Genomic DNA, 21,317 nt, shown 5'->3' on the forward strand with positions numbered 1-21,317 from the left:
AAGAAAGAGTCATGAAAGAAGAAAATCAAAACGGGAAGGAACGCCAAATGGCTGAAGAACAAATAGATTTCCGGACATTGCTTTTTAAATATATTATTCATTGGCCTTGGTTTGTAGGGGCAGTATTACTATGCCTTGTTGGTGCGTGGTTTTATCTGCATTGGGCTACACCTATCTATAATATTTCAGCTACTGTCTTGATAAAAGATGAGAAGAAGGGTGGAGGTGCAGGGCTTTCTTCGGAATTGGAGGATATGGGATTAAGCGGCCTGATGACTTCTTCCAAGAATATTGATAATGAGTTGGAAGTTTTGCGTTCGAAAACGCTCGTTAAAGAGGTGGTTAATCAATTGGGGCTGTATATAACTTATGCAGATGAGGATGAATTTCCTGCTAAAGGTTTGTATAAGACGTCTCCGGTACAAGTGAGTTTGACACCTCAGGAAGCTGAGAAACTAAGCTCTCCGATGGTAGTGGAAATGACACTACAGCCTAAAGGTAGTATGGATGTGAACGTGACTGTAGGTGAGAAGGGATATCAGAAGCATTTTGAGAAACTACCTGCTATCTTTCCGACTGATGAGGGTACGTTGGCTTTTTTTCAGGAAGTTGATTCGGTAGCTTTGCAGGATGGGACGAAAGTACCTCGTATAGAGAAGGACGTGCGTCATATAACTGCGACTATCAACAAACCAATGAGAGTGGCAAAAGGTTATTGTAACAGCCTGACTATTGCTCCGACTTCTAAAACTACTTCTGTGGCCGTGATTTCGTTAAAAAATTCTAGTTTGCAACGTGGGCAGGATTTTATCAACCAATTACTGGAGATGTATAATCGCAATACGAATAATGATAAAAACGAAATTGCTCAGAAAACAGCAGAGTTTATTGATGAACGTATTGGCATTATCTCAAAAGAACTGGGAAGTACAGAAGCGGATTTAGAGTCTTTTAAGCGTGACGCAGGTATCACGGACTTGACGAGTGAAGCTCAGATAGCCTTAGCCGGTAATGCTGAATATGAAAAGAAGAGTGTGGAGAACCGTACTCAAATCAGTCTGGTGAATGACTTGCGTAAATACTTGAGAGGTAATGAATATGAAGTATTACCAAGTAATGTTGGTTTACAGGATGCTGCCTTGATTGGTGCGATTGAACGTTATAATGAAATGTTGGTGGAACGTAAACGTCTGCTACGTACATCAACAGAGAATAACCCGGCTATTGTGAATCTGGATACGAGTATCCGTGCGATGAAAGCCAATGTGCAGGCTACCCTTGAAGGAACTTTGCAGGGGTTGATGATAACCAAGTCAAATCTGGACCGTGAGGCAAGCCGCTACTCTCGTCGTATCAGTAACGCTCCGGGACAGGAACGTGCTTATGTAAGCATTGCCCGCCAGCAAGAAATTAAAGCAGGGTTATATCTGATGTTGTTGCAGAAACGTGAAGAGAATGCAATTGCGTTAGCTGCTACTGCAAATAATGCGAAGATTATTGATGAAGCGATAGCTGATGATACTCCGGTATCTCCCAAACGCTCTATGATTTATTTAATTGCATTGGTGTTGGGTGTTGGGATTCCTGTTGGCATCATTTACCTGATTGAACTGACGAAATTCAAGATAGAAGGTCGTGTCGACGTAGAAAAACTGACGAGTGTTCCTATTATAGGTGATATTCCATTGACTGACGAAAAGAATGATAAGAATGGTTCTATTGCTGTCTTCGAGAACAAGAATAATCTGATGAGTGAAACCTTCCGTAATATTCGTACCAATCTTCAGTTTATGCTCGATAATGATCAGAAGGTTATCCTTGTAACCTCAACCGTCAGTGGAGAAGGTAAATCGTTTGTTTCGGCAAACCTGGCTATCAGTCTTTCTCTTTTGGGAAAGAAGGTCGTGATTGTCGGACTCGATATTCGCAAGCCGGGACTGAATAAAGTATTCCATCTCTCCAATAAAGAGAAAGGCATTACTCAGTATCTTTCTAATCCTGAAACGGATCTAATGGAATTTGTTCAACCTTTTGATATCAATAAGAATCTGTTTATTCTTCCGGGTGGTTCTGTGCCTCCTAATCCAACGGAGTTGTTAGCTCGTAACGGTCTGGATAAAGCCATAGAAATCTTGAAGCAGAACTTCGACTATGTGATAATGGATACTGCCCCTATCGGTATGGTAACCGATACCTTATTGATAGGTCGTGTGGCTGATTTGTCAGTATACGTATGTCGTGCCGACTATACTCATAAAGCCGAATATACATTGATCAATGAGTTGGCTATTGAGAAGAAGTTGTCTAAGCTTTGTACCGTAATCAACGGTGTGGACTTGAAAAAGAGAAAATACGGTTATTACTACGGCTACGGCAAGTACGGTAAGTACTACGGTTATGGTAAACGTTATGGCTACGGCTATGGATATGGAGAAAAGTGACAGATAAATCTGTGATATATGAAAAAGACGGTAGTCGAATATATCACCAATACGCTTGAAGATATTCCCAAGCAATCTCTTCAAACCAATAAAAGGCGTTTACATGCTTTTTTCTCAGAACAGGAAACAATAGAGAAGCGGGGGACACATTTTGTATTCAGGTATGCTTTCTATTCTGTTGAAAAATTACGAAGACCTACGAAACAAAGCCTCTTTAAAGAATATAATATGTTGTGTTCTGACTTGAAAAGCACTCCTTCTGGGGAAATATCGGATATGGAATATAAAGATGTTGTATTATATGGTAATACTTCTTCTCCTGTAGTACAAGAACGATTGACAGAATATTTGGAACGGAATAATTCGTTAAAGATTCAATTGTCTTTTTGTGATGAAGAAACCTCAGAATGTAAAACAGGAGAAAATATTGCCTATGCAGAACTGCAGAAAGCATTGTTTTATTGTAAAAGGAAGAAGTATTTGCTTCTGTTCATTTCAGTTCGTGAGTTGATACAGGATATTCGCTTTTACGATCTGCTTGATGAATATCGTGTTGATTTCCGTTGTGTTGACTTTCCTTGGTTTTGCAGGGAGAATCTACGGTTGATAAAAGCAGTTATGTTATATGAGAAACTATCTTCTTAAATAGCATATTGATTTGAATATTAGTATTATATGTTACATTTTATATTGAATTGCTATATGTAGGTCCCTAACTTCATGCTACAGGATGAAGAACCCTACATCTTTCGTTGGTTAAGAAGGGCACAGCGGTGTATCTTAACCGGCACTTTCATATCGGTTTGATTTCCGATATGCTTTTTTTACCCCATATATCAACTGTCTGTGAAGATCGTTGATATATATTTTCATAGATAATTTGAAATAGACTTTACAGGGGAATTTTTGTTGTTGAATAGGAGAAGGTGAGATATGGATGCCCATGAAGAGAATCAATCTTGTAATTTCTAGTATTTCTATAAAACCAAAAAGTAGAGAAGATAGCCTCTAACTATCTTCTCTCTTGCTTTAAAATGTCAATCTCATTACTACTTTCTCCGGTTGCGCTGTGATCTTAACTCTCTCTACCTGATCCGCCCCAAGCATTACAGCCGAATTCCTGTAACACTTCATGAATTCTCTCTTCGGCATGAAAAAAGGGTAACCATACGGAACTCCTCCCCAATAATCTGGAACTCTAAAGCCATTAAAACTATGCCCGGTAATAATGTTGGCATCAATATTATAGATCTGCTTCGAATCATAATTCAGCCAGTCTATTCCCCCCTCTCTGTACTTACGGAGAAATGTTAGCTCCAATGTTTTCCCAGATACTTCTCTAAGCTTAATTTTGACTCCACCGGAATTAAAAATCTTATCCAGATCCGCCTGAACTAGTTTTTCAACCTCATTGACTCCTTGTGTACCCAAATCATACACCTTGCCCATAACGAATATTTTCTTTTTCATATTATTCTAGTTTTCTTTCTATTATTATTGATATTTCTCCTTGTCCGTCAGTTTTGAAACTTAGTTTCTCGTAATTAACAAGTTGGCATAACCGATCCTCATATGTATCTATCAGCCATTCTAGGCTAACCAATGAATGCCCATCTTCGTCTTCATATAATTCCCCGTCTTCATCCGCTATATCTGTCATATCAGAGGTAGTCAAACAGAATATATGAGCAGCCAGTTCTATAGAGATGTAATTAGTATCATCAGTCGCATATAACTTAGGGGGATATTTTATCTGGATGAATACTGCATTCTCAAAACAACTGATTCTGTGTCTTACCGGAATATCAGAGAGCCCGTCCATTAGAAGCTCGACTATGGGGTAATCTACTTCCCGTATATCTCCTGTATAATAACGCTTCATCATTTCCACTCTAAAATTGGCTATCAAAGACAAGTCCTGTATTGGCATCTTTGCTAGTCGGGGGTATAAGATACCGTTCTCATCAATATAGCTTTCGGGATCAGTACATTTCAATTCTTTATCTCTTGCTGTTGAAAATCTTTTTACTTTCATACTTCTTAGTTTTTTGTGATTTAATAATTAAGGTTGTGTTGTAATTCTCTTTCAGATATTCCTGGAGTTTTCCATATCTGTCTGCTCTACATCTTCCACGTGGACATAGAACAAATATTTCTTTAAGGCTTATTTCTAATGTTAAGTTATAACCCGTACTATCCTTTTTATTCAATAGAGAAGCCAGTTGAGGGAAATATTCTCCTAAAGCCTTTATATCATCGGAGAATTTATTCGTTGTCTCTTTCGAATCGGAGTATGATTCTACCGGAGTTTTTGATATGTCACTACAATCCTTGTTGAGCGAATACCATAATTGGGATGTATCTGTCATAAATTTAAGTGTTTAATTCATAGTTAGGAATTTCAAGGCTTCGTAGTAGAGTTTCGGCATTTTTTAGGGTAGGAGGAAATAAAAAAACGAGATACCAAATTAATGATACCTCGTTAATCTTTAATCAATCCATAATATAACTATTCGAATGGAGAATCATCTTTTTTCTCTTGAAATATAAATGGATCACTTCCTTCTTTTATAAGTTGCACTGTCAAATTGTCCAATTGCTGGTTGTAGACTATAGTGGTATTATTGGACATGCAATTATGTTCCTCACCACCTGAAACTTCGTACAGATTTGGGTTCTTATTGAAGCCTAGTTTTATAGGTGTTACAACCTGAAAATATGTTTTAATAAAATTATAATTATTATTTCCAACTAATGCTATTAAACGTGTTTTTAATAATGGAAATTCTAATAAATTTATATCAGATGGATATTTGCCCACATTCTTACTAAAAAAGGAGGATAAACTATTTGAGATAGAAGATGTATTTGACTTCTGATAACTATTAAATATTATATCTGAATCATTTGTTGCTGTAGTTTCACTATATAATTTAAATGGCATCTTTACCCCTTTATAATTCGTAAAAGTGCCGGAATAACTATTCAAACTCCATTTACCTTCAAATGTTCCTGTATTCTCCCCTGCCGAATTGTATTCTTTTAGTACCATGTAATCATTAGAATTCTTTGAACCAGATAATTCCAGTGTATTATTACTGCCGTTTTTTACATAATAATAACTGCCAACTATTTCACTTGGCTCTCTCCAAGCAAGATTCATCACTATTGGGTACTTTTCATTGATCATCCCGTAATATTCAAATCCAATAATAGTTGATCCAACTGTAGGGTTAGGGACATCATTAGAAACTTCTAAACCAAATTCTTCTTGTTCTTTTTCAATTGCATATTCCGGTGTTGCTCCGGAATATGTATCAATTGCCATCTGTCTTTGATATTCCTCTTCGATAGCAGTTGATTTATAGCTCCGATATCCTAATAAACTTATTAGACTCAATGCAATTATAGCAATAATGATAAGCCCCATTCGTTTCATACAAAAAAGTTTCCTATATAAAGGAAGCTTTCTTTTGACACTTTGTTGAGACTGATTGTTTGATGTTTGATGTTCTGAACATTCCTTCTGGTCCACCACTACTGATGCATATGGAATAATGATGTTCTCTATTTTGGGATTTAAACCATATTTTGTCCTATATTCTTCTTTCTTTCTCAGTGCGTTAAGATAATCTCGCTGTTCGATATACTCATTGATTAGATAGACATGCTGTTCTAATATAAGCTTTTCACATTCACGGATCAAGCTAAGACTTTCTTTGGAGGTAGCCATAGAAGAACTACGTATTGCATCTAAAGCTTCCTCATACTCACCTTTATTATAAAAGGATATTGCTTTATTATATAAATCGTCTGTCATAAAATTGATTGTAAAGCTCTTTTTTTATTTTTACATTTACCACATAAAAAAAAGAACTGTTGACAACATGAAATAAAGAAAAACTCCATAAATTCTTTTTCATGATAATCAAACAGTTCCTTTATTCTCTTAATAGATGTTTTATAGTGTCTATCGTTTTATTCTTTTTTTATCATATAAATTAATAATCGCATGACAATAAAAATAATCCCACTATAGTTTATACTGGAGTCTGTCGTAGGAGGTGCTTGCAATAATATGATTAAGTAATTCATGGCATATGGTATTAATGATATTTTTGGTTAAAGCTTTCATCACTCATACATAAATACATGATTCCTTCAATTAATCCTATCATTGCAGGTATCCATGTCCAACAGAAAATAAGATATAATATACCTAACCCCGTCTTTCCTAAATAAAAATGATGTACACCTAATCCACCTAAAAATATCGCTAATATCGCAGCTGTCGCTTTACTTTTTGAAGATATATGTTGGGGATAATATCCTTGTTGAACGGATTGTTGCTGAACAGGTTGTTGCGGATTAGGACCGACATTAACATTAACTGTGACCTTTGGTGCTGCTGACTCTAGTTCCGAATAATTGGTATGTTTCGGTTCATCTGGCTTTTTCACATTAAATGTGGTTCCACAATACATACATTTATATGTATTATTTCCACGATCACTAAATTTATTTCCTCCACATTGGGGGCATTTGATTTCTTCCTGCATAGTTATAATGTTGATTTAATTGTTTGTACGTAGTTCCTTAGCTGATTTATCTTTAAAGTAGTATGTGATTGCAATTCACCTTGTTCTGGTGAGCCTGCTACTTTCTGAAATAATTCATGGATTTCATTCAACTTTTCAGTCAGTTCATTTACAATCTCCGAATGCCTGTCAAGTTTATAGGCTGGGATCATGGATATTTTATCAAGTACTATCTTGAAGGATTGCAATGTCTTGTCTTTCCAGTCAGAGTTTATATTTTCCAGTTCATTTTTAGTTCCAATCCAATAATTATCAATTGATGCAGAAAACATCTTTTTATTTTCTATAGTACTTTGGATGTCTAATGCTTTTTTCTCTGTAACTCCACCAGCCATTATTACAGTTGCTCCATTGATAATAAAGAATATAATAGTAATTACTAGCAAGCCGATATATAGAGTTTTCAGATTACTATCCTGATCCATTAACAAACTACATCCAGCCGTCCATAGAAATATCACAATAGCAAATAAATTTAGAGATACGGATAATGAAACATTCTTTATGGTTAATAATTTCTCGTTTGATAATATCGGAATATTAGCCAATAAGATTATTTCTGCTAAACAAGCTATTCCTACATTGATATAAAAGAGTTTGTTTTGTTCCTCAAATAGCAATGTGTATATAATAATGGTACATACAATTACCAGTAACATTGTAATAATGAGTATGACTTTATTTTTCATAATATGTATTCTTTAATTAATATTTCTGTTATCTTTTGTAATATTGGCGTTAGGAATATTAATGACAAACTCCGGCTATATTATAGCTTTTAATAATTAGTTTTAATTCCTACTCCACCGACTTTATAAGCATGTTGTAACTATTCTCCTTCCTATTGTATCATGCAATACGATAGACAGTGTTATTCATCTATTCTTTTTTGCTATACTTAGTAGGAGCTATTTGCATCGAATCTCTTTGAAGTTCGATCAATGATTTCTTTAGAGAAGTAATATTTCCGTTCTCATCTACCATCCCAGATCTGATTGCTAGTTTTTTATTATTTATTGTAGATCTAAAATCTTTATCAAGAATGTCATCCAGCTTCTTATAATCAGTACTCACTATTTTCTTTAATTTATCAAGTTCTATTTGAGCAAGCGGTGTTAATCTAACTTTAAGATTAGTGAATAATGGATTCCAATTAACAACTACATCCAAAGGAGTCTTAAAATGATTAGGCCAATATAGATATTCTCCTGTTGTTACTTGTTTATTGTCTATCAACCAAGGATACATTATACTAGTTGTCTTGATTCTTACGACTCTTTTTCCATCCTTAGAGAAAAGAATACTATAATCAATTCCACCAATATCTCTATAAATCCACCGAACTTCAGGTAAGAAATTTTTAGTATCACCAAATTTTCCTAGATAAATCCATTTAGGTTTTCCATTTTCACTTAGATAATCTTGATCAGTACTATCTTCTTCATAAGAGAACAATGTATCTTTTGTGTTGGCATTAACATCAGCTTGTTTTGTCCTATTGTTGCAAGAAACAAAAAATGCCATAATAATTATAGTTATAACTGTAATATTCTTCATACTTTTCTAATATTTAATTTAACTCTCGTAAATGTTTTTACTTCAGCTTATTTCAAATTATGAAAGGCTAAAAATTGCTTTGCATTTTTCATAACCATTGAAAATGCTCCTAATCAGCCCTCTTCATCAGCTGAGAAAACACAAGTATTCATTTTTAATTGGTGTTTCTGTTTTCTATTTATAATGCTGGTGGTGGGGGAGGTGGCATCATTAGAGATAGGATCTTCGATATGTCAGGCTCTTCACTCGCCAGTATCCATGCTTGTCCACCGACTTTATAAACATAGGTTGTGGCTGTAATTTCTTTCTGTTGTATCATGCTTTGGATAATGTCAATACTATATGGTCCTGTCGTTTGTCCGCCTTTTGCTACATAATAAGAAGGTAATTGTGGTATCCCTCCTGTTAGTGGTGAAGTCAGACCGCTTTGTTTGATTGAATTTCCGACTACTTCTCCAAGATTGTTACCGACTCCTAATCCCATGCCTATTCCCATGAAATTTCCAGCTCCTTCATTTCCAGCTGCTGTCTGGGCAATATCAAGTTGTTTCTGCTGCAAATAGCTGACTCCAAGTTTGCTTAATCTGGCTTGTTCTGCTATTCCTTCCATTACAGTCTGATACCCTTTGTCATTCTCGTCAAACGATATATCTTCGATATTGAAATTAAGTAATTCAACTCCGTATTCGTCAAAAGCAAGTTGTAGGTTCTTTGCCGTTTCCTTTGCCAATCCTCTATATTCCGATCCTAGTTCATTGATATTAACTTCGTTTTCTTTCATGTACTTTGCAATGGAAACCTTAACGGATTCTACCACATCTATACGGAATTGGTCTTCTATCAATGATGTATCCCCGAATCCTATAGTTCCAATAAGCTTCTTAAGGAATACTCCTCCATCAGAGATTCTAATCCCATATTGTCCCCTAGAAGATAACTTGATTGGTATTTGGAAATATGGATCAATAATACGTAATCCACCAGTTCCCCAAAACATGTTTCTTTTTTCTAATTTGCTAATAAACCAAACTTCTGCCATGAAAGTGGTTTCACCTCCACTGGCTAAATTTACAAGTTTTTGTAATACGGGTAAATTGGCAGAAGATAAGGTATGTCTACCGGAAACAAATGAGTCACAAAGAGTTCCATTTTTAAAGAAAAATGCCTCCTGACTTTCATTAACAGTCAATATACTACCTAGGGTAATATTATTAAAAGGAAATTTGTAGACTAGTTCCTCTGGGTTGTCTTGTTCCCAATGAATAGATTTAATTATTGGCATATTCGTTGATTTTAAAGATTGAATCACCTCTTGTACTTCTTCAAGTTTCTAATTTCTGAATTTCGAGAGGCGATTTTCTATGATTTTGATTTTTAAATAAAATGCATTATTATTGTAATCAAAGTGTATATCAGTCCCGCTATTGGGTTTACAACAGATAGGATAATTAATTGAAAGATTTGTAGACCTTCTGATTTGATTGGACCTAGGATTGTACACATTATGATTTGTACCACTATACACAATACAGCTAATGCCACGAATAGAAATGAACGATTTGATTTACGTTTTTCCGTAGTAACTTCATTTGTTCTCATAATTCTGATCTCCTATACACCTATAAGTCCTTCGAAGTCAGCCTTAATTTGACTATACAAGAAAAGCGTGAGGACTTGTCCTGCTATTCATCAAAATCAAGCATCGCCAAACGCTTAGTAGGAATGAATATGAAGAAACAATACTCACGCTATGATGTTATGTATAGATACAACATTGACTGTATCAGGTACATATACAAAACAGAATGAGCGTTACATTGTCTCTATCCTCCTACTTTTGAAATTGGCGATTTCGATTTTAGGATAAAGCAAAAAACGCTTTCTATATCTCTGACCATTTCTCCGGTCAGCTTTTGCAAATATACGTATTTTTGTTCAATGTAACGCTCTTATATGAGTATTCTTTCTTCATACATAAGAGAATTAGGTCTTTCGAGGCGTAAAGATACACGTAAAATGGTATTAAAACGGAGAAAACGGTTCCTTATTTTTTATTTTTATTCCCCTTTCAACTTTTGATTCCTATAATTCCTGCCAGATTCTTTTTTCAGGTACAACCTCATTCTGTCCTTACCGAAGTCTCCCCTGTTGGCGTTATAGTTATTGATAACCATTCCTTTTATATCAGCTTTATCAATCCCGTGCAAGCCAAATGTTCCGGTGAGATATGCCAATGCATTTTCATAGAGCACACCATACCTGCATAACCTTTTAGCTCTGGCCAGGATAGACTGATGCCTGTGACCGTCCTCATAAGATTCAGGATATTCCAGGCGCCACTTTTTATCTATGTAATTGATCAGTGTCTTGTCCTTCCATTGTGCCTGAAAACAATTATTCTGGATTATTTCTGCCGAGGTATGAGTAAAGTTTCCACTTGTATAACCCTGATTATAGCTTTTCATGGGAGTTACTCTCACTGACGGAGAATGCTCAAAATGATAAGGGGTAAGAGAATCCCGTTGCGGATTGATATAGATCTCCGGATCCGAACTTAAGAAAAATGTCCGGCTAAGATTACCGCATTTATCATCAAACTGCACTACTCCTGCATAGAGTTGTTCTCTAATACATCTGAAGAGTTCATTATGATACATAGGGGTTGTGTTATCATGGAGCATTACCACTTTTACTCCTGATCCACTCGGTGAAAACCAAAGTGCATAGATATAAAGACGGTCTGCATTATCAATTAGGTTTCTTTTGAAATCCTCGGCATCAAAGTGGCTTTGGAAATGGTCAAAATCCAGAACCAACACATTGGAATACTCCTTGAGATTTTCCGGATCATCATTTCGGTAATCAAATACACCCGAGGGAGCAATCATTGGTAACAACTTCTTCGCCTGCTTGTATTCTTCTTCTGTCGGCATAGATCTAAGTCTTACCGTTTGCTGGAACAGTTCCTGATCGTCTCTAATCATCCCCAGGACATAATCAAGGTTATAGAATCTTTTACTCTTGGAATCATCTGCATTATTGTAGTAACTGACTGTTTTGTTAATCATCATATTTTGGATTTTTATTGTTGTCATTCTCTCTACACATAACCACTCTTTTTCATTGGAGGTGCTATGTTCAGTATTTATGGTAATAGACTGGAATAAAAGTAATGTGGATAAATAATTGAATAAACAAGAGAGAGACCACTTCGTGCTCTTTCCTTAGTGATAGAGAAGGGAGAGATAAAATGTTTTAAGTTTTTCTCTGTATCACTCGGAGAGACAGCGTAGCATGTCTTCTCTCTTTATACTATATCATTCACTTATTCTATCATTATTTATCTACCCCCTTTTTTTTTACTTCTTATATAATTTAACTAGTTTATCGAAAAATAGGGGGTAACTTACAATGTTATTCATTTCTATCTACCATTTCTATTTACCAACTATCTACTTACTTTTTTTTGATCCTTATATAATTTAACTAGCCCATTGAAAAATAGGGGGTAACTTATAATGTTATTCATTTCTATCTATCATTTTTATTTATCAACCATCTACTTACTTTTTTTTACTCCTTATATAATTTAACTAGCCCATCGAAAAAAAGTAAGTAGCCCATTTACTGTTTATATCAGGTTACAATACAAATAAGTGACAAACTTGGCAACCTTCCTATTTTATCGTTACGAATATCTTTATTTTAGCCAGGATATCGGTTAGATTTTTATATCTGCTTCTTGCTCTTACGCATCTCTTTATCCCCAAAGCCTCCAGATAATCAAAACTGACTTCTTTAGTGTATTCCCGATCCATACCGATAGCATTTCTCATATCCTCATCATCCATTGCCAATAGTACAATCTCATTTTTAAGATTACTGCGGATATTCATGTTATCTAGCCTGTTTTTCCAGTCACATAATTCCCGGCTGTATGACGAACTGATTACCCTGTTCTCATTGAAGTACGCATACATCCTACCTATGAAATCATACTTGAAGTCATCCGTATAATATACCGTATAAGTACCACCGTCGTGTTTTCTTATGCCTATTCTTGTGATTAGCTGACTGAAGAACCAGTCTTTCTGATTCTGTGTATCGGTAGTGGTTCCATAAGCCCGACGTATTCTGGCTGATTCTATATTGGGCAAGGTCCAGTCACCGCACATCACAATCTGGTCTATATCCCGGTAATTATTGGTACTCTTGTTATCCGAAGAACCATAATAGGTAACAGTGAACAGTTCCTTGGGGACACCCTTAAGCAGTAAAGCCTCACTGATCTGTTCTGCATATTCTGATTTACCCGGACCGTCATCACCCCCGTTGATATCCTTCCAGCATACGACCAGAGTAGGTTTGTTTATAAGCATGGCGATACGGCTGGTAAACTTGTCAAAACGTCGGGGATTGAGATTCCTTCTGAACAGTCCGAAGTCTATTTTCCGGAATTCAGTCACACAATTATATTTCCGGTCCACATCAAGAAGCCTGAAGTTCCTGGAGTCCTTGAACAAAAGATCACCTGCACCTTCGAAGATCAGTACATGCGTATTTATGTACACTCCCGGAGGACACAGGTCAACGGGATAGAATGTGATGCCTGCCTTGTCACTGTCGGAGAGCATCCATGAATCATAATACTTCGGAATCAGGTTTAATGCCACGTCACGCTTAATACGGTTAATCCGGTAAGACTGGCTGAAAAGATCATTCCTGGTATTCCTGATGAAATGGTCGTAATAAATTTCGATTTCTTCCGGTGACATACAAATGATATTGCCCGTATCATCGGTTTTACTGAATACTCCCAGGATTGTTTTATCGAATTCCACGAAAGGTCTGATAAAGGTGGGAGTCTCGTCAAACAGGATATACCGTCTAAGATCCGGTCGTATCATTAGTTTCCTGAAATCTCCGTCAAATGAATCTACGGGTGACTTTGGACGGTAAATGAGGAAATAATTGATCAGGTCAGTCCAGAAACGTACATGTGTGATCAGGATGATCTTTTTCTCCATAAGGATCTCGGGATTGTCTCTGTATTGATTCAGAAAGGATGAACGTTCCTTATCACTGGATATGATCATAACATCACTTTCTCTCAATATATCACCATACCCCAATTCCCTGTTCACCAGGTTAGCCAGAATCCAGTCATACATCTTACCCAGTTCGTCACGGGTATCGACACAATACAGAATCCCCGAGTTATATTTCTGGCGGATCAGGCTCTTGATTGACTCTGTTTTACCGCTACCACAACCTGAGGAAATGATATAGCCTCCGTTATCATCCGGGACATCGATTACGCCCGTACTGAGTTGCATCCTAAATCCATCACCAGTGATATGTGGGGTTATATTAAAAAGCTCTTTCATACATCACCTCCTTCCTGTATATCATCTATGACAATCCATTCGTCATGATATCTTTCTATCAGGAAATTCAGATAAGACAGTACGTCTTCTTCATCAAAATAGCCTTCGTCAATATCCGGTGACATTTCTTCCCAAAGTTTGAAATCCTCTCTGATCTGTTCTATGAGTTCCGATTTCTTAATAACTATTGTATCCATTTGTGTATCTATTATTTTAGTGTTATGTATCCGCCCAGTTTATCATTGAAGGCAAGAATATCTTTTTAATGTGATTTTATGCATAATCGTTATTTTAAGATTAATGGGGTAAGTCAGAGACAGAGAGCATACGATAGTAGAGAGTATGTAATACATAACCGGTAGGATAATGTAGATGTTATAAAATATACTACAAAAAATGTACTTCTATTATAAAATGTACACGATTTGCAAACTTTTTTATAACACTTTATCTCCCTCCGGGGAGTTATGTATGTCACTTCACTACGTTCCTTTACTCTTAGCCTCCAGCTAACTCCGGTTATACAAAATTTATGGTTTATCTGTCGTTTTATCCGAACCACCCTTAGTCTTTTGCGAGTAGATATTCAGGGTTACTCCGAAAGTACGCAACAGGTATTTCTTTAATCCCAGGTAGGCTTCAATCTTTGGATAATCCCTTTCACATATTCCTCTGAATTCTTTTAGAGACACATTAATGACCAAGCCTTCATGTAGATCATATTTCTCCTGTAACCTTTTGATATCCTCCCTGTATCTTCTAGGGATTCTCTGTGGAACTGTTTTTTCGTTAACATCAGGGCAGTTCGTAACCTGACGGTCGAGCATAGAGCTATCGTTCTTATCTGACAATATTATATTTGGTTTCATACATATATCAAGCTTTCGAGGGATTTGAACGGCAAAACAGATATTTTTTTGAAGGAAAAGAAATGGTCAGGCTAACCCTGAATCTCTTTTTATCCGTCTGTCCCGGGAAGGTGTCCCAGAAAATATGTATATTTTGGGATTTTATCTATGTGATGTAAATAATACGAAATAGATATTTGTATGTAATCTATTGATAATGTTTGTAACTATACAAATACTTACTATATCATGTCTGTAATTACGCTTATTCGCAAATGATAAAAAACATAATTTTGGAGGGTATTTTATATAAATTTCATGCCTAAAATACTGAAAAATGTGATATCCGGGACAGTGGGATTGTTAGTTCTGGGACAAAGGGACAGTGAATAACTCAAGGAAAACTTAGGAATCTTCAGATAAATAAAATCTCTAGCTTGAAGTTGCCGATTATTTATTTTCTGCGTAACTTTGGGAAGTTTTTCATTCTATAATTAGAGTTGCGAAATTCCGAAATAGTAACATGTCAAATTTTGTTTTGTTAAGAAAGGACTTCTATCTTAGCGGAGTATGGAGGTCCTTTTTATATTTATGGGGTGGTAGAATAATAAGAATTTGCCGGTATAATCCCTCAATAATTCAAATAGTCAATTGTGTAATGAAGCTGTTGTCCCGTCCCACCAGAGTTATTTTGATGGAGAATACAAAAAAATATTTTTTTGTTTTTATCAGGTGACATAGATGAGATTTTTTCTTTGTCCCACTTAATGCTGTCCCACTTAATGCTGTCCCACATACATTTCAATCATACAAACAAAATTTCTCAAAAATCTTGGTTATGAATTTGACGGTTAATGATTTTCTGTTTAATTTTGTATAGTTTGATTTTTTAGGAGTTGTGAAACTCTCTCCAAGTAAATAGAATAGTTTAGAAAACTTGAAGGGCTTCTGCCTCAGAGGAGGGTTATGAAGTCCTTTTTTCGTCCCACTTTAATTTTTCGTTTTTGTATTCTCTTAATCCAAAGAGTTTCGTATTTTTGCAATACTATTGTACCATTATTTATTTGTTTAAACATATGTCGTATTCAAGTCTTTGTGAAAAGGCAATTATAATTATTAGACTAGTACTTTAAATGTCAAAGCGGTGTGAGTTTTCCCTGAAGAACTTTCATCGCTTTATTTATTATGCAAAGGTGAGTGATTAAAGATTACACCCCGAAATTACACAATCTCCTGATAATATGCAAATGATTACTTGTCATATTTCAAAGTGTTGCTGATGATTGATGTGAACCGATGTTTTTGTTCTCCGTATTTCTTGTTTACTAAAAATATGTTTTTTACATTTGTATGTCGTTCTGTGGCATATGGGGGCATAGTCTTTCTCTTTCCCGTATGACCGGAAGCGTACTTTTATATCTTATATGAAGGTTTTTGATAAGACCGATTTCTTTGTGAAAAGAAGAAGTCTGTGTTGTTGTGAAGCGATGGGAGTCGGCGGATTCTTGTCGCTTTTATTTTTCTGTGATATGTATGGATTCTCTAGAAAATTCTGAATAAAATAGTTCCCAATCAATTATTTGAAGTAATTCTGGAAGACTTTTCTTAATGTCTTATACAAAGGACTTTGGGAGAATTACCCGTTTTTGAGGTAATGACTTGGCAACTGTGCCATCTGCAACGTTTTGCCCTGATTTGCTTTTCAAGCAAATCTTTTCAGTCGCAAAGTTAGCAAAAATAATCCAATACCTACAATGCGTGTCAAAGGAAAAATATGACTATTGATTTAATTTGTTTAATCGCATTATGATTGAAGTTTGGCTTCTGCCCATTTTGGTTGCAATGTACTTAATGCTTTTGCCCTCACTATGTAATTTCAATAGAAATTGGTCTGCTTTTCTCGTCCATCGCTTATTGGCGTTAGGATGTTTTTCATAGCTTTCCTCTGAGATTTTTTCGGGATGTAAAAACTCATCTACAAATACAGAGGGAAAACGCCTGTCATATAATACAAGTGTTTTCATTTTAGCCCTTGTTATTGCAACGTAGAATAATCTACGTTCTTCTCCGAATGGGAATTGGTCACTTTTAGTAAGTACATAGCTGAGTACCGGGTCATCGCTTACAAGTGAGGGGAAACCGTAAGTGTCTTTATTGCATTGCAGCAAAATCACATAATCTGCTTCAAGCCCTTTAGATTTGTGTACTGTCAAGAATTCGATTTTTCGTCCTCCTATCACATAATAGAACCTATTACCCTCTTTAATGGATTGATACATAAATGATAGATAATAATCATCAAAAGAATAGCGTCCCAATAAGAACACGGATTTGTCTGATGGAATAGAAGCTATCAGTTGTCTTATTGTGTTGCAATAATCACGTCTTTCGTATGGATGGAACTCTAATTCAGTTTTCATTTCAGAATTGAAAGAACGAATATTCTTTTGTATTTGGGCTTTATTGCGTTGTATAAACTGAGATGATAAGGCAACCAAAGGCTCTCCAAATCTGTATGTAGTCTCAATTTTGTTTATCTCAGTTGCACCAAAGTATTCGGGAAATTGATTAAAAAGTGCCATATCACTTCCCGAAAAACGATATATGGATTGCCAATCATCACCTACGCAATACAGCTTTGCAGGATGATTTCCCTCTCGTAATACTTTTAAGAAATTATAACGGTCAACTGATATATCCTGAAACTCATCCACAATAATATAGTCATATTCAATAGGGTGTGAAGTACGACATATTTCTGTGGCTTGAAGAATAGCATCTGTAAAATCTATTTGTTTACTCTCACTTAGCTTTTGTATATAACGCTCGTAAACAGGTTGAAATATATTCTTTATAATAAAAGCACTTCGTTCATCATTGGCATTGTATACTTGTTTTAAAACCTCATTAAAAGATTTACAGCTTGACTTGACCAATGTGGCGAAAGTAACAACAAGCCTTATGAATGCTTTTTCTTGTTTGCTGCCTTTGGGTAGGACTAAATCATATAACTCTTCATCTGTTTTTTCTTTAATGGGTACGCCTGCATTACTTAATAGCGTTCTAAGTTTATCCCTTATATCTGAATAATGGAAATTTGCACTTGATGTTACTAATAGCTGTGTTCCAAATTTCTCGTGAGCTGCTTTTTTCCAAGTTATCCCGTCATTATATTTTTGATTGGCTTCTTCGTATGTGATATTTTTATCTTTTGCAAACCAAGCAGGAACAAGACTATGGTCATCAATTCCAAAATGTTCCAAGTAGATGCGTTTAGTCTCTCCCTCTTTGTCAAAGTATATCGAAAAATCGGGACGATATTGAGAGTGCATTTCATCCGCCAATTGATGTTCATACGCTTCTTCATATCTGAATTTCACACCAAGCGAAGACAGTACAAAACATATCTTTTGCTCCTGTTCACTCCTAACATATATTGTTTTGCCGTCCATGTCAGGGAACATCGCTTTCAGTTGTACGTTCTTTAACTCTGATAATTGCTCTCGTCTTTCACTCTTACGTTTTTCCCAATCGGCTTCGTTGGTCGAGTAGTCTATGAAATATTCTACAACGCTTTTCTTAAAGGCGGCGTCTTTTAACAGGTTATGATATATTTCGACAAATAAGGCATCTGTGTTATCACAAATAGATGGTTTTATACCAGTCTCTTTTCCGATTATATCAAGTGCTAATTTATGAAAGGTATAACCTTTTAATCCGTTTGTTTCCATTCTTTCAGTTAGTTCAGCAGCGGCTTTATTAGTATAGCTGATAAGCAATATTCTTTGAGGGGCAATACCTTTAATTTCCGTAAGATATTTGACTTTCCCCACAATAGATGAAGTCTTACCGCTACCTGCGCTACTAACAACAAGACAGTTATCTTCTTCCGAAACAATGGAACGCCTTTGTTGCTTATCTAATGGATATTTCAGACAATGGTCAAAAAACTCTTTATGTGTATCAAGTATATGATTTATAACTGTTTCATTATGTAGTTTGACAAGCCTATTGATGTTCCCAAAATCACGGATTAGTTTTGAAATTGTTTCAGATGGGGTAATATGGAATGCTTCAAGTTTCTTGGCAAGTGAATGTGCTTCTTGAGAATATGATTTATAATGATTTGTGAAGTCTATTTCTTGCGTTGCTGATATTATCTTGCCATGAAATTTATTGCTTAGGTCAGTCGGAATATCAACAAATACAGCATCATTGAGTGCTGACAATCTTTCTTTAGCTTGCTCATAATTTGATTTATCTTTATATGAAAATATATGGCTTAATTTTTCAGAAAGTTCTTTGGACTTGTTTTTTAGGCGCGTTCGTACCATTGCTATCACAATAACCGAAATAGCAATTATACAAATTATCAAAATAAACAATGGCTGCATATTAAGAAGTAATATTTATCTGAATCTTTCAATCCATCTATAATCATCCCCTTTGGTACTCCACTGAAATTTCCACATATCACCTGTATTATCGTTTATAAGATAGTATTGATACATACTTGTCAGTGGCTGAATAGAGAATATACACCTTTCGTTATTTTCTACTAATTCGTATTTATTGATAGGAATACAAAATAGGTTGTCTAAATCTTGTGTGCTATATTGGACTTGCCATAGTCGCCCATTATATGAGTCCAACAATATAAATGTCCACATATTTTGAGTAGCAAACATCTGAAATCTATTAGCCCAATTTGAAGATTTTTCAGGATATGCAAGAGAAAACATATTGATAGGTGCAGTAAACATATAGTCTTCACCCTTGACACTAAACTGAACTTGCCAATTCTTACCTATATATGTATCAAGCATTATGAAAGTCCACATATTCTGTGTTTCATAAAGGCGAAATCGCCCTTCTCTATCTCCTAAAACTTCTCTTGCACTACAAATTTCCCAAGACTGACCATCATCTTGAATTTGTTGAACTTCACCTGTCATCGTGTTTAAACGAAGTTGATTATGGTAGTTTTGAGTCTTATACATCTTATATATTTGAGCATACGATGTAGAAGCGATAACCATAAAAGCAAGTAATACAAAAAGCTTTTTCATAATCTGTCGTATTATTGGGTTATTTCTCAGGGAATAAACTTGCTAAGGCTCTTCTAATGGCTTGACGAATATCATCAGCTTCTGTTTCGCCTTGTCCCTCTGCTGTACAAGAACATATCATTTCATTGGTTTTTGCAGAGCTAAACTGTATAGTTACTTCTATTGTATAACCTAAACCTCTATTACGCCTACCGCTCTCACCATAATTGACGATTAGAGTTTCATTAGATAATTCGGGTTTGAGTTCGGGTAATATAATATATCCCTCTTTTATTAGTATTCCTGCTATTACATCACTTGGATTAACACTTTTGGTGGTTGAAGAGCCATAGATGCCGTACTGCCCTCCGTATGTACCTCTTATACTTGATGTCAGTTCCTTTGTTGGGGAAATGTATGCGTATTTATACATTTCAATAGGAGCTTTCCTTACGATTATAGGCGTTCGGAGTGGTGCACATCCATTCACTAATAGAATGGTACAAATAATTAATAACCATTTTTTAATTGTGTTCATACATTGTACATTTTAATCTCTAGTCCCCAAAAGATTTTAATCTATAAAGAATGCGTGGAACTGTATGCCACATTCTTTACTTGAAGGTCGTAGGAAACCATAGATGTAACAATAGCAGCCCACGCTATATGCGTGAGAACCACTATGCTATCCTTGCATCTAATTGAAAATTTCCTACGTTTTCAAGTACAAGATAAGCATAACGCTTCTTCTTTTTTCGTATGTCTTTGGACAGAGTTGTCTCAATCCATTTACAAAAGTATAAAAAAGCCGTGATAATCCACACAATACAGGCAGATCATTACGGCTGTTCCTTTGATTTATAGTTTTATACCTCTATTCTGTCTCTGCTTCGGTATTCCGATGGCTTCTCTGAACTCATGCATTTTCTTTCCAAACCAGTTCACGTGTGAAACCCCATCTATCTTGAAATCGAATTTACCGCTTTCATCCTGTTTAATGGAGCAGACGGAATGTCGGGTATCAAAACTTCGGTTAAACTCGGTGAATAGAATAGTTAAGTCTAGTTTATTTATGTTGAAAGGGGTTCTGTCTGATTAAGAATAGGGAATCCCTTTCTTATTTCTTGAGGTTAGCTGAAGGCAAAGAGTAAAGGAACGCAGTGAATGATAATTACATAACTGAAAGACAAAAGCAAAGTGGAATAAAAAAGTGTGCAAATAGAGGTAAAATGTATAAAGAATAGTGTTTTGGGGAGAATAAAATATTCCACCCTTCGACTATGTATCTACTATCGTATACTCTCTGTCTCTGACTTACCCGATGAAGAAAGAAAAAAAAAGAAGCCAGGTCATTCCTTAGCCTCTCTTCTTATAAAGATTTTCTGTTACTTGAAACTCCATATCCCATTGATTGTCATATAACAGATTATAAACTTTC

Annotated in this window: 17 protein-coding genes and 1 pseudogene; 2 read left to right on the plus strand and 16 right to left on the minus strand. The window is 35.6% G+C overall.

All coding sequences use genetic code 11. The annotated features are described in order from the left end of the window. Positions 1–11 precede the first annotated feature (11 nt). Together BLW31_RS02905 and BLW31_RS02910 are read left to right on the plus strand one after the other, a co-directional pair. Complete coding sequence (locus BLW31_RS02905; RefSeq protein WP_010539219.1) at positions 12–2,441, plus strand: GumC family protein; 2,430 nt, start codon at positions 12–14, stop codon at positions 2,439–2,441. Between the two features lie 18 nt (positions 2,442–2,459). Beyond that, positions 2,460–3,086 (plus strand): hypothetical protein, encoded by a 627-nt coding sequence (locus BLW31_RS02910; protein ID WP_010539218.1) that lies wholly within the window; start codon positions 2,460–2,462, stop codon positions 3,084–3,086. A 384-nt stretch (positions 3,087–3,470) separates the two neighbouring features. Here the strand turns inward: BLW31_RS02910 and BLW31_RS02915 are convergent, their stop codons facing one another. From BLW31_RS02915 to BLW31_RS25025, 16 genes and pseudogenes are all read right to left on the minus strand, one after another. Next, the gene (locus BLW31_RS02915; RefSeq protein WP_010539217.1) at positions 3,471–3,911 is read right to left on the minus strand and encodes a hypothetical protein; all 441 of its coding nucleotides are present in this window, start codon (positions 3,909–3,911) and stop codon (positions 3,471–3,473) included. A gap of 1 nt (position 3,912) precedes the next feature. Continuing rightward, positions 3,913–4,476: a hypothetical protein gene (locus BLW31_RS02920; RefSeq protein WP_010539216.1), complete on the minus strand. Its 564-nt coding sequence runs from the start codon at positions 4,474–4,476 to the stop codon at positions 3,913–3,915. After that, positions 4,442–4,810 (minus strand): hypothetical protein, encoded by a 369-nt coding sequence (locus BLW31_RS02925; protein ID WP_010539215.1) that lies wholly within the window; start codon positions 4,808–4,810, stop codon positions 4,442–4,444. The genes BLW31_RS02920 and BLW31_RS02925 overlap by 35 nt, the downstream gene beginning before the upstream one ends. A gap of 140 nt (positions 4,811–4,950) precedes the next feature. Next, the gene (locus BLW31_RS02930) at positions 4,951–6,261 is read right to left on the minus strand and encodes a hypothetical protein (protein ID WP_010539214.1); all 1,311 of its coding nucleotides are present in this window, start codon (positions 6,259–6,261) and stop codon (positions 4,951–4,953) included. A gap of 286 nt (positions 6,262–6,547) precedes the next feature. Next, positions 6,548–7,000: a TM2 domain-containing protein gene (locus BLW31_RS02935; protein ID WP_010539213.1), complete on the minus strand. Its 453-nt coding sequence runs from the start codon at positions 6,998–7,000 to the stop codon at positions 6,548–6,550. Positions 7,001–7,002: 2 nt separating this feature from the next. After that, the gene (locus BLW31_RS02940; RefSeq protein WP_010539212.1) at positions 7,003–7,728 is read right to left on the minus strand and encodes a hypothetical protein; all 726 of its coding nucleotides are present in this window, start codon (positions 7,726–7,728) and stop codon (positions 7,003–7,005) included. A 190-nt stretch (positions 7,729–7,918) separates the two neighbouring features. Further along, entirely contained in the window at positions 7,919–8,596 is a 678-nt protein-coding gene (locus BLW31_RS02945) for a hypothetical protein (RefSeq protein ID WP_010539211.1), read from the minus strand. 178 nt (positions 8,597–8,774) lie between these two features. Beyond that, positions 8,775–9,878 carry an SPFH domain-containing protein gene (locus tag BLW31_RS02950; protein ID WP_010539210.1) on the minus strand — a complete coding sequence of 368 codons (1,104 nt, stop codon included), beginning with the start codon at positions 9,876–9,878 and terminating at the stop codon, positions 8,775–8,777. Positions 9,879–10,653: 775 nt separating this feature from the next. Further along, the gene (locus tag BLW31_RS02955; RefSeq protein WP_227034473.1) at positions 10,654–11,667 is read right to left on the minus strand and encodes a BT4734/BF3469 family protein; all 1,014 of its coding nucleotides are present in this window, start codon (positions 11,665–11,667) and stop codon (positions 10,654–10,656) included. Between the two features lie 606 nt (positions 11,668–12,273). Next, the gene (locus tag BLW31_RS02960) at positions 12,274–13,983 is read right to left on the minus strand and encodes a hypothetical protein (protein ID WP_010539208.1); all 1,710 of its coding nucleotides are present in this window, start codon (positions 13,981–13,983) and stop codon (positions 12,274–12,276) included. Beyond that, entirely contained in the window at positions 13,980–14,180 is a 201-nt protein-coding gene (locus tag BLW31_RS02965) for a hypothetical protein (RefSeq protein WP_010539207.1), read from the minus strand. Before BLW31_RS02965 ends, BLW31_RS02960 begins: the two co-directional genes overlap by 4 nt. Before the next feature lie 333 nt (positions 14,181–14,513). After that, a complete protein-coding gene (locus BLW31_RS02970) occupies positions 14,514–14,852 on the minus strand; it encodes a hypothetical protein (protein ID WP_010539206.1) in 339 nt (112 codons plus the stop codon). A 1,757-nt stretch (positions 14,853–16,609) separates the two neighbouring features. After that, the gene (locus BLW31_RS02975; RefSeq protein WP_010539205.1) at positions 16,610–19,225 is read right to left on the minus strand and encodes a UvrD-helicase domain-containing protein; all 2,616 of its coding nucleotides are present in this window, start codon (positions 19,223–19,225) and stop codon (positions 16,610–16,612) included. A gap of 15 nt (positions 19,226–19,240) precedes the next feature. Further along, positions 19,241–19,900 (minus strand): hypothetical protein, encoded by a 660-nt coding sequence (locus BLW31_RS02980; protein ID WP_010539204.1) that lies wholly within the window; start codon positions 19,898–19,900, stop codon positions 19,241–19,243. 19 nt (positions 19,901–19,919) lie between these two features. Then, a complete protein-coding gene (locus tag BLW31_RS02985) occupies positions 19,920–20,417 on the minus strand; it encodes a hypothetical protein (protein ID WP_010539203.1) in 498 nt (165 codons plus the stop codon). Between the two features lie 320 nt (positions 20,418–20,737). Further along, positions 20,738–20,923 (minus strand): annotated as a pseudogene (locus BLW31_RS25025) (MobV family relaxase); the annotation flags it as partial. Between the last annotated feature and the right edge of the window lie 394 nt (positions 20,924–21,317).

The organism is Bacteroides faecis MAJ27 (assembly GCF_900106755.1).
Taxonomy (GTDB): domain Bacteria; phylum Bacteroidota; class Bacteroidia; order Bacteroidales; family Bacteroidaceae; genus Bacteroides; species Bacteroides faecis.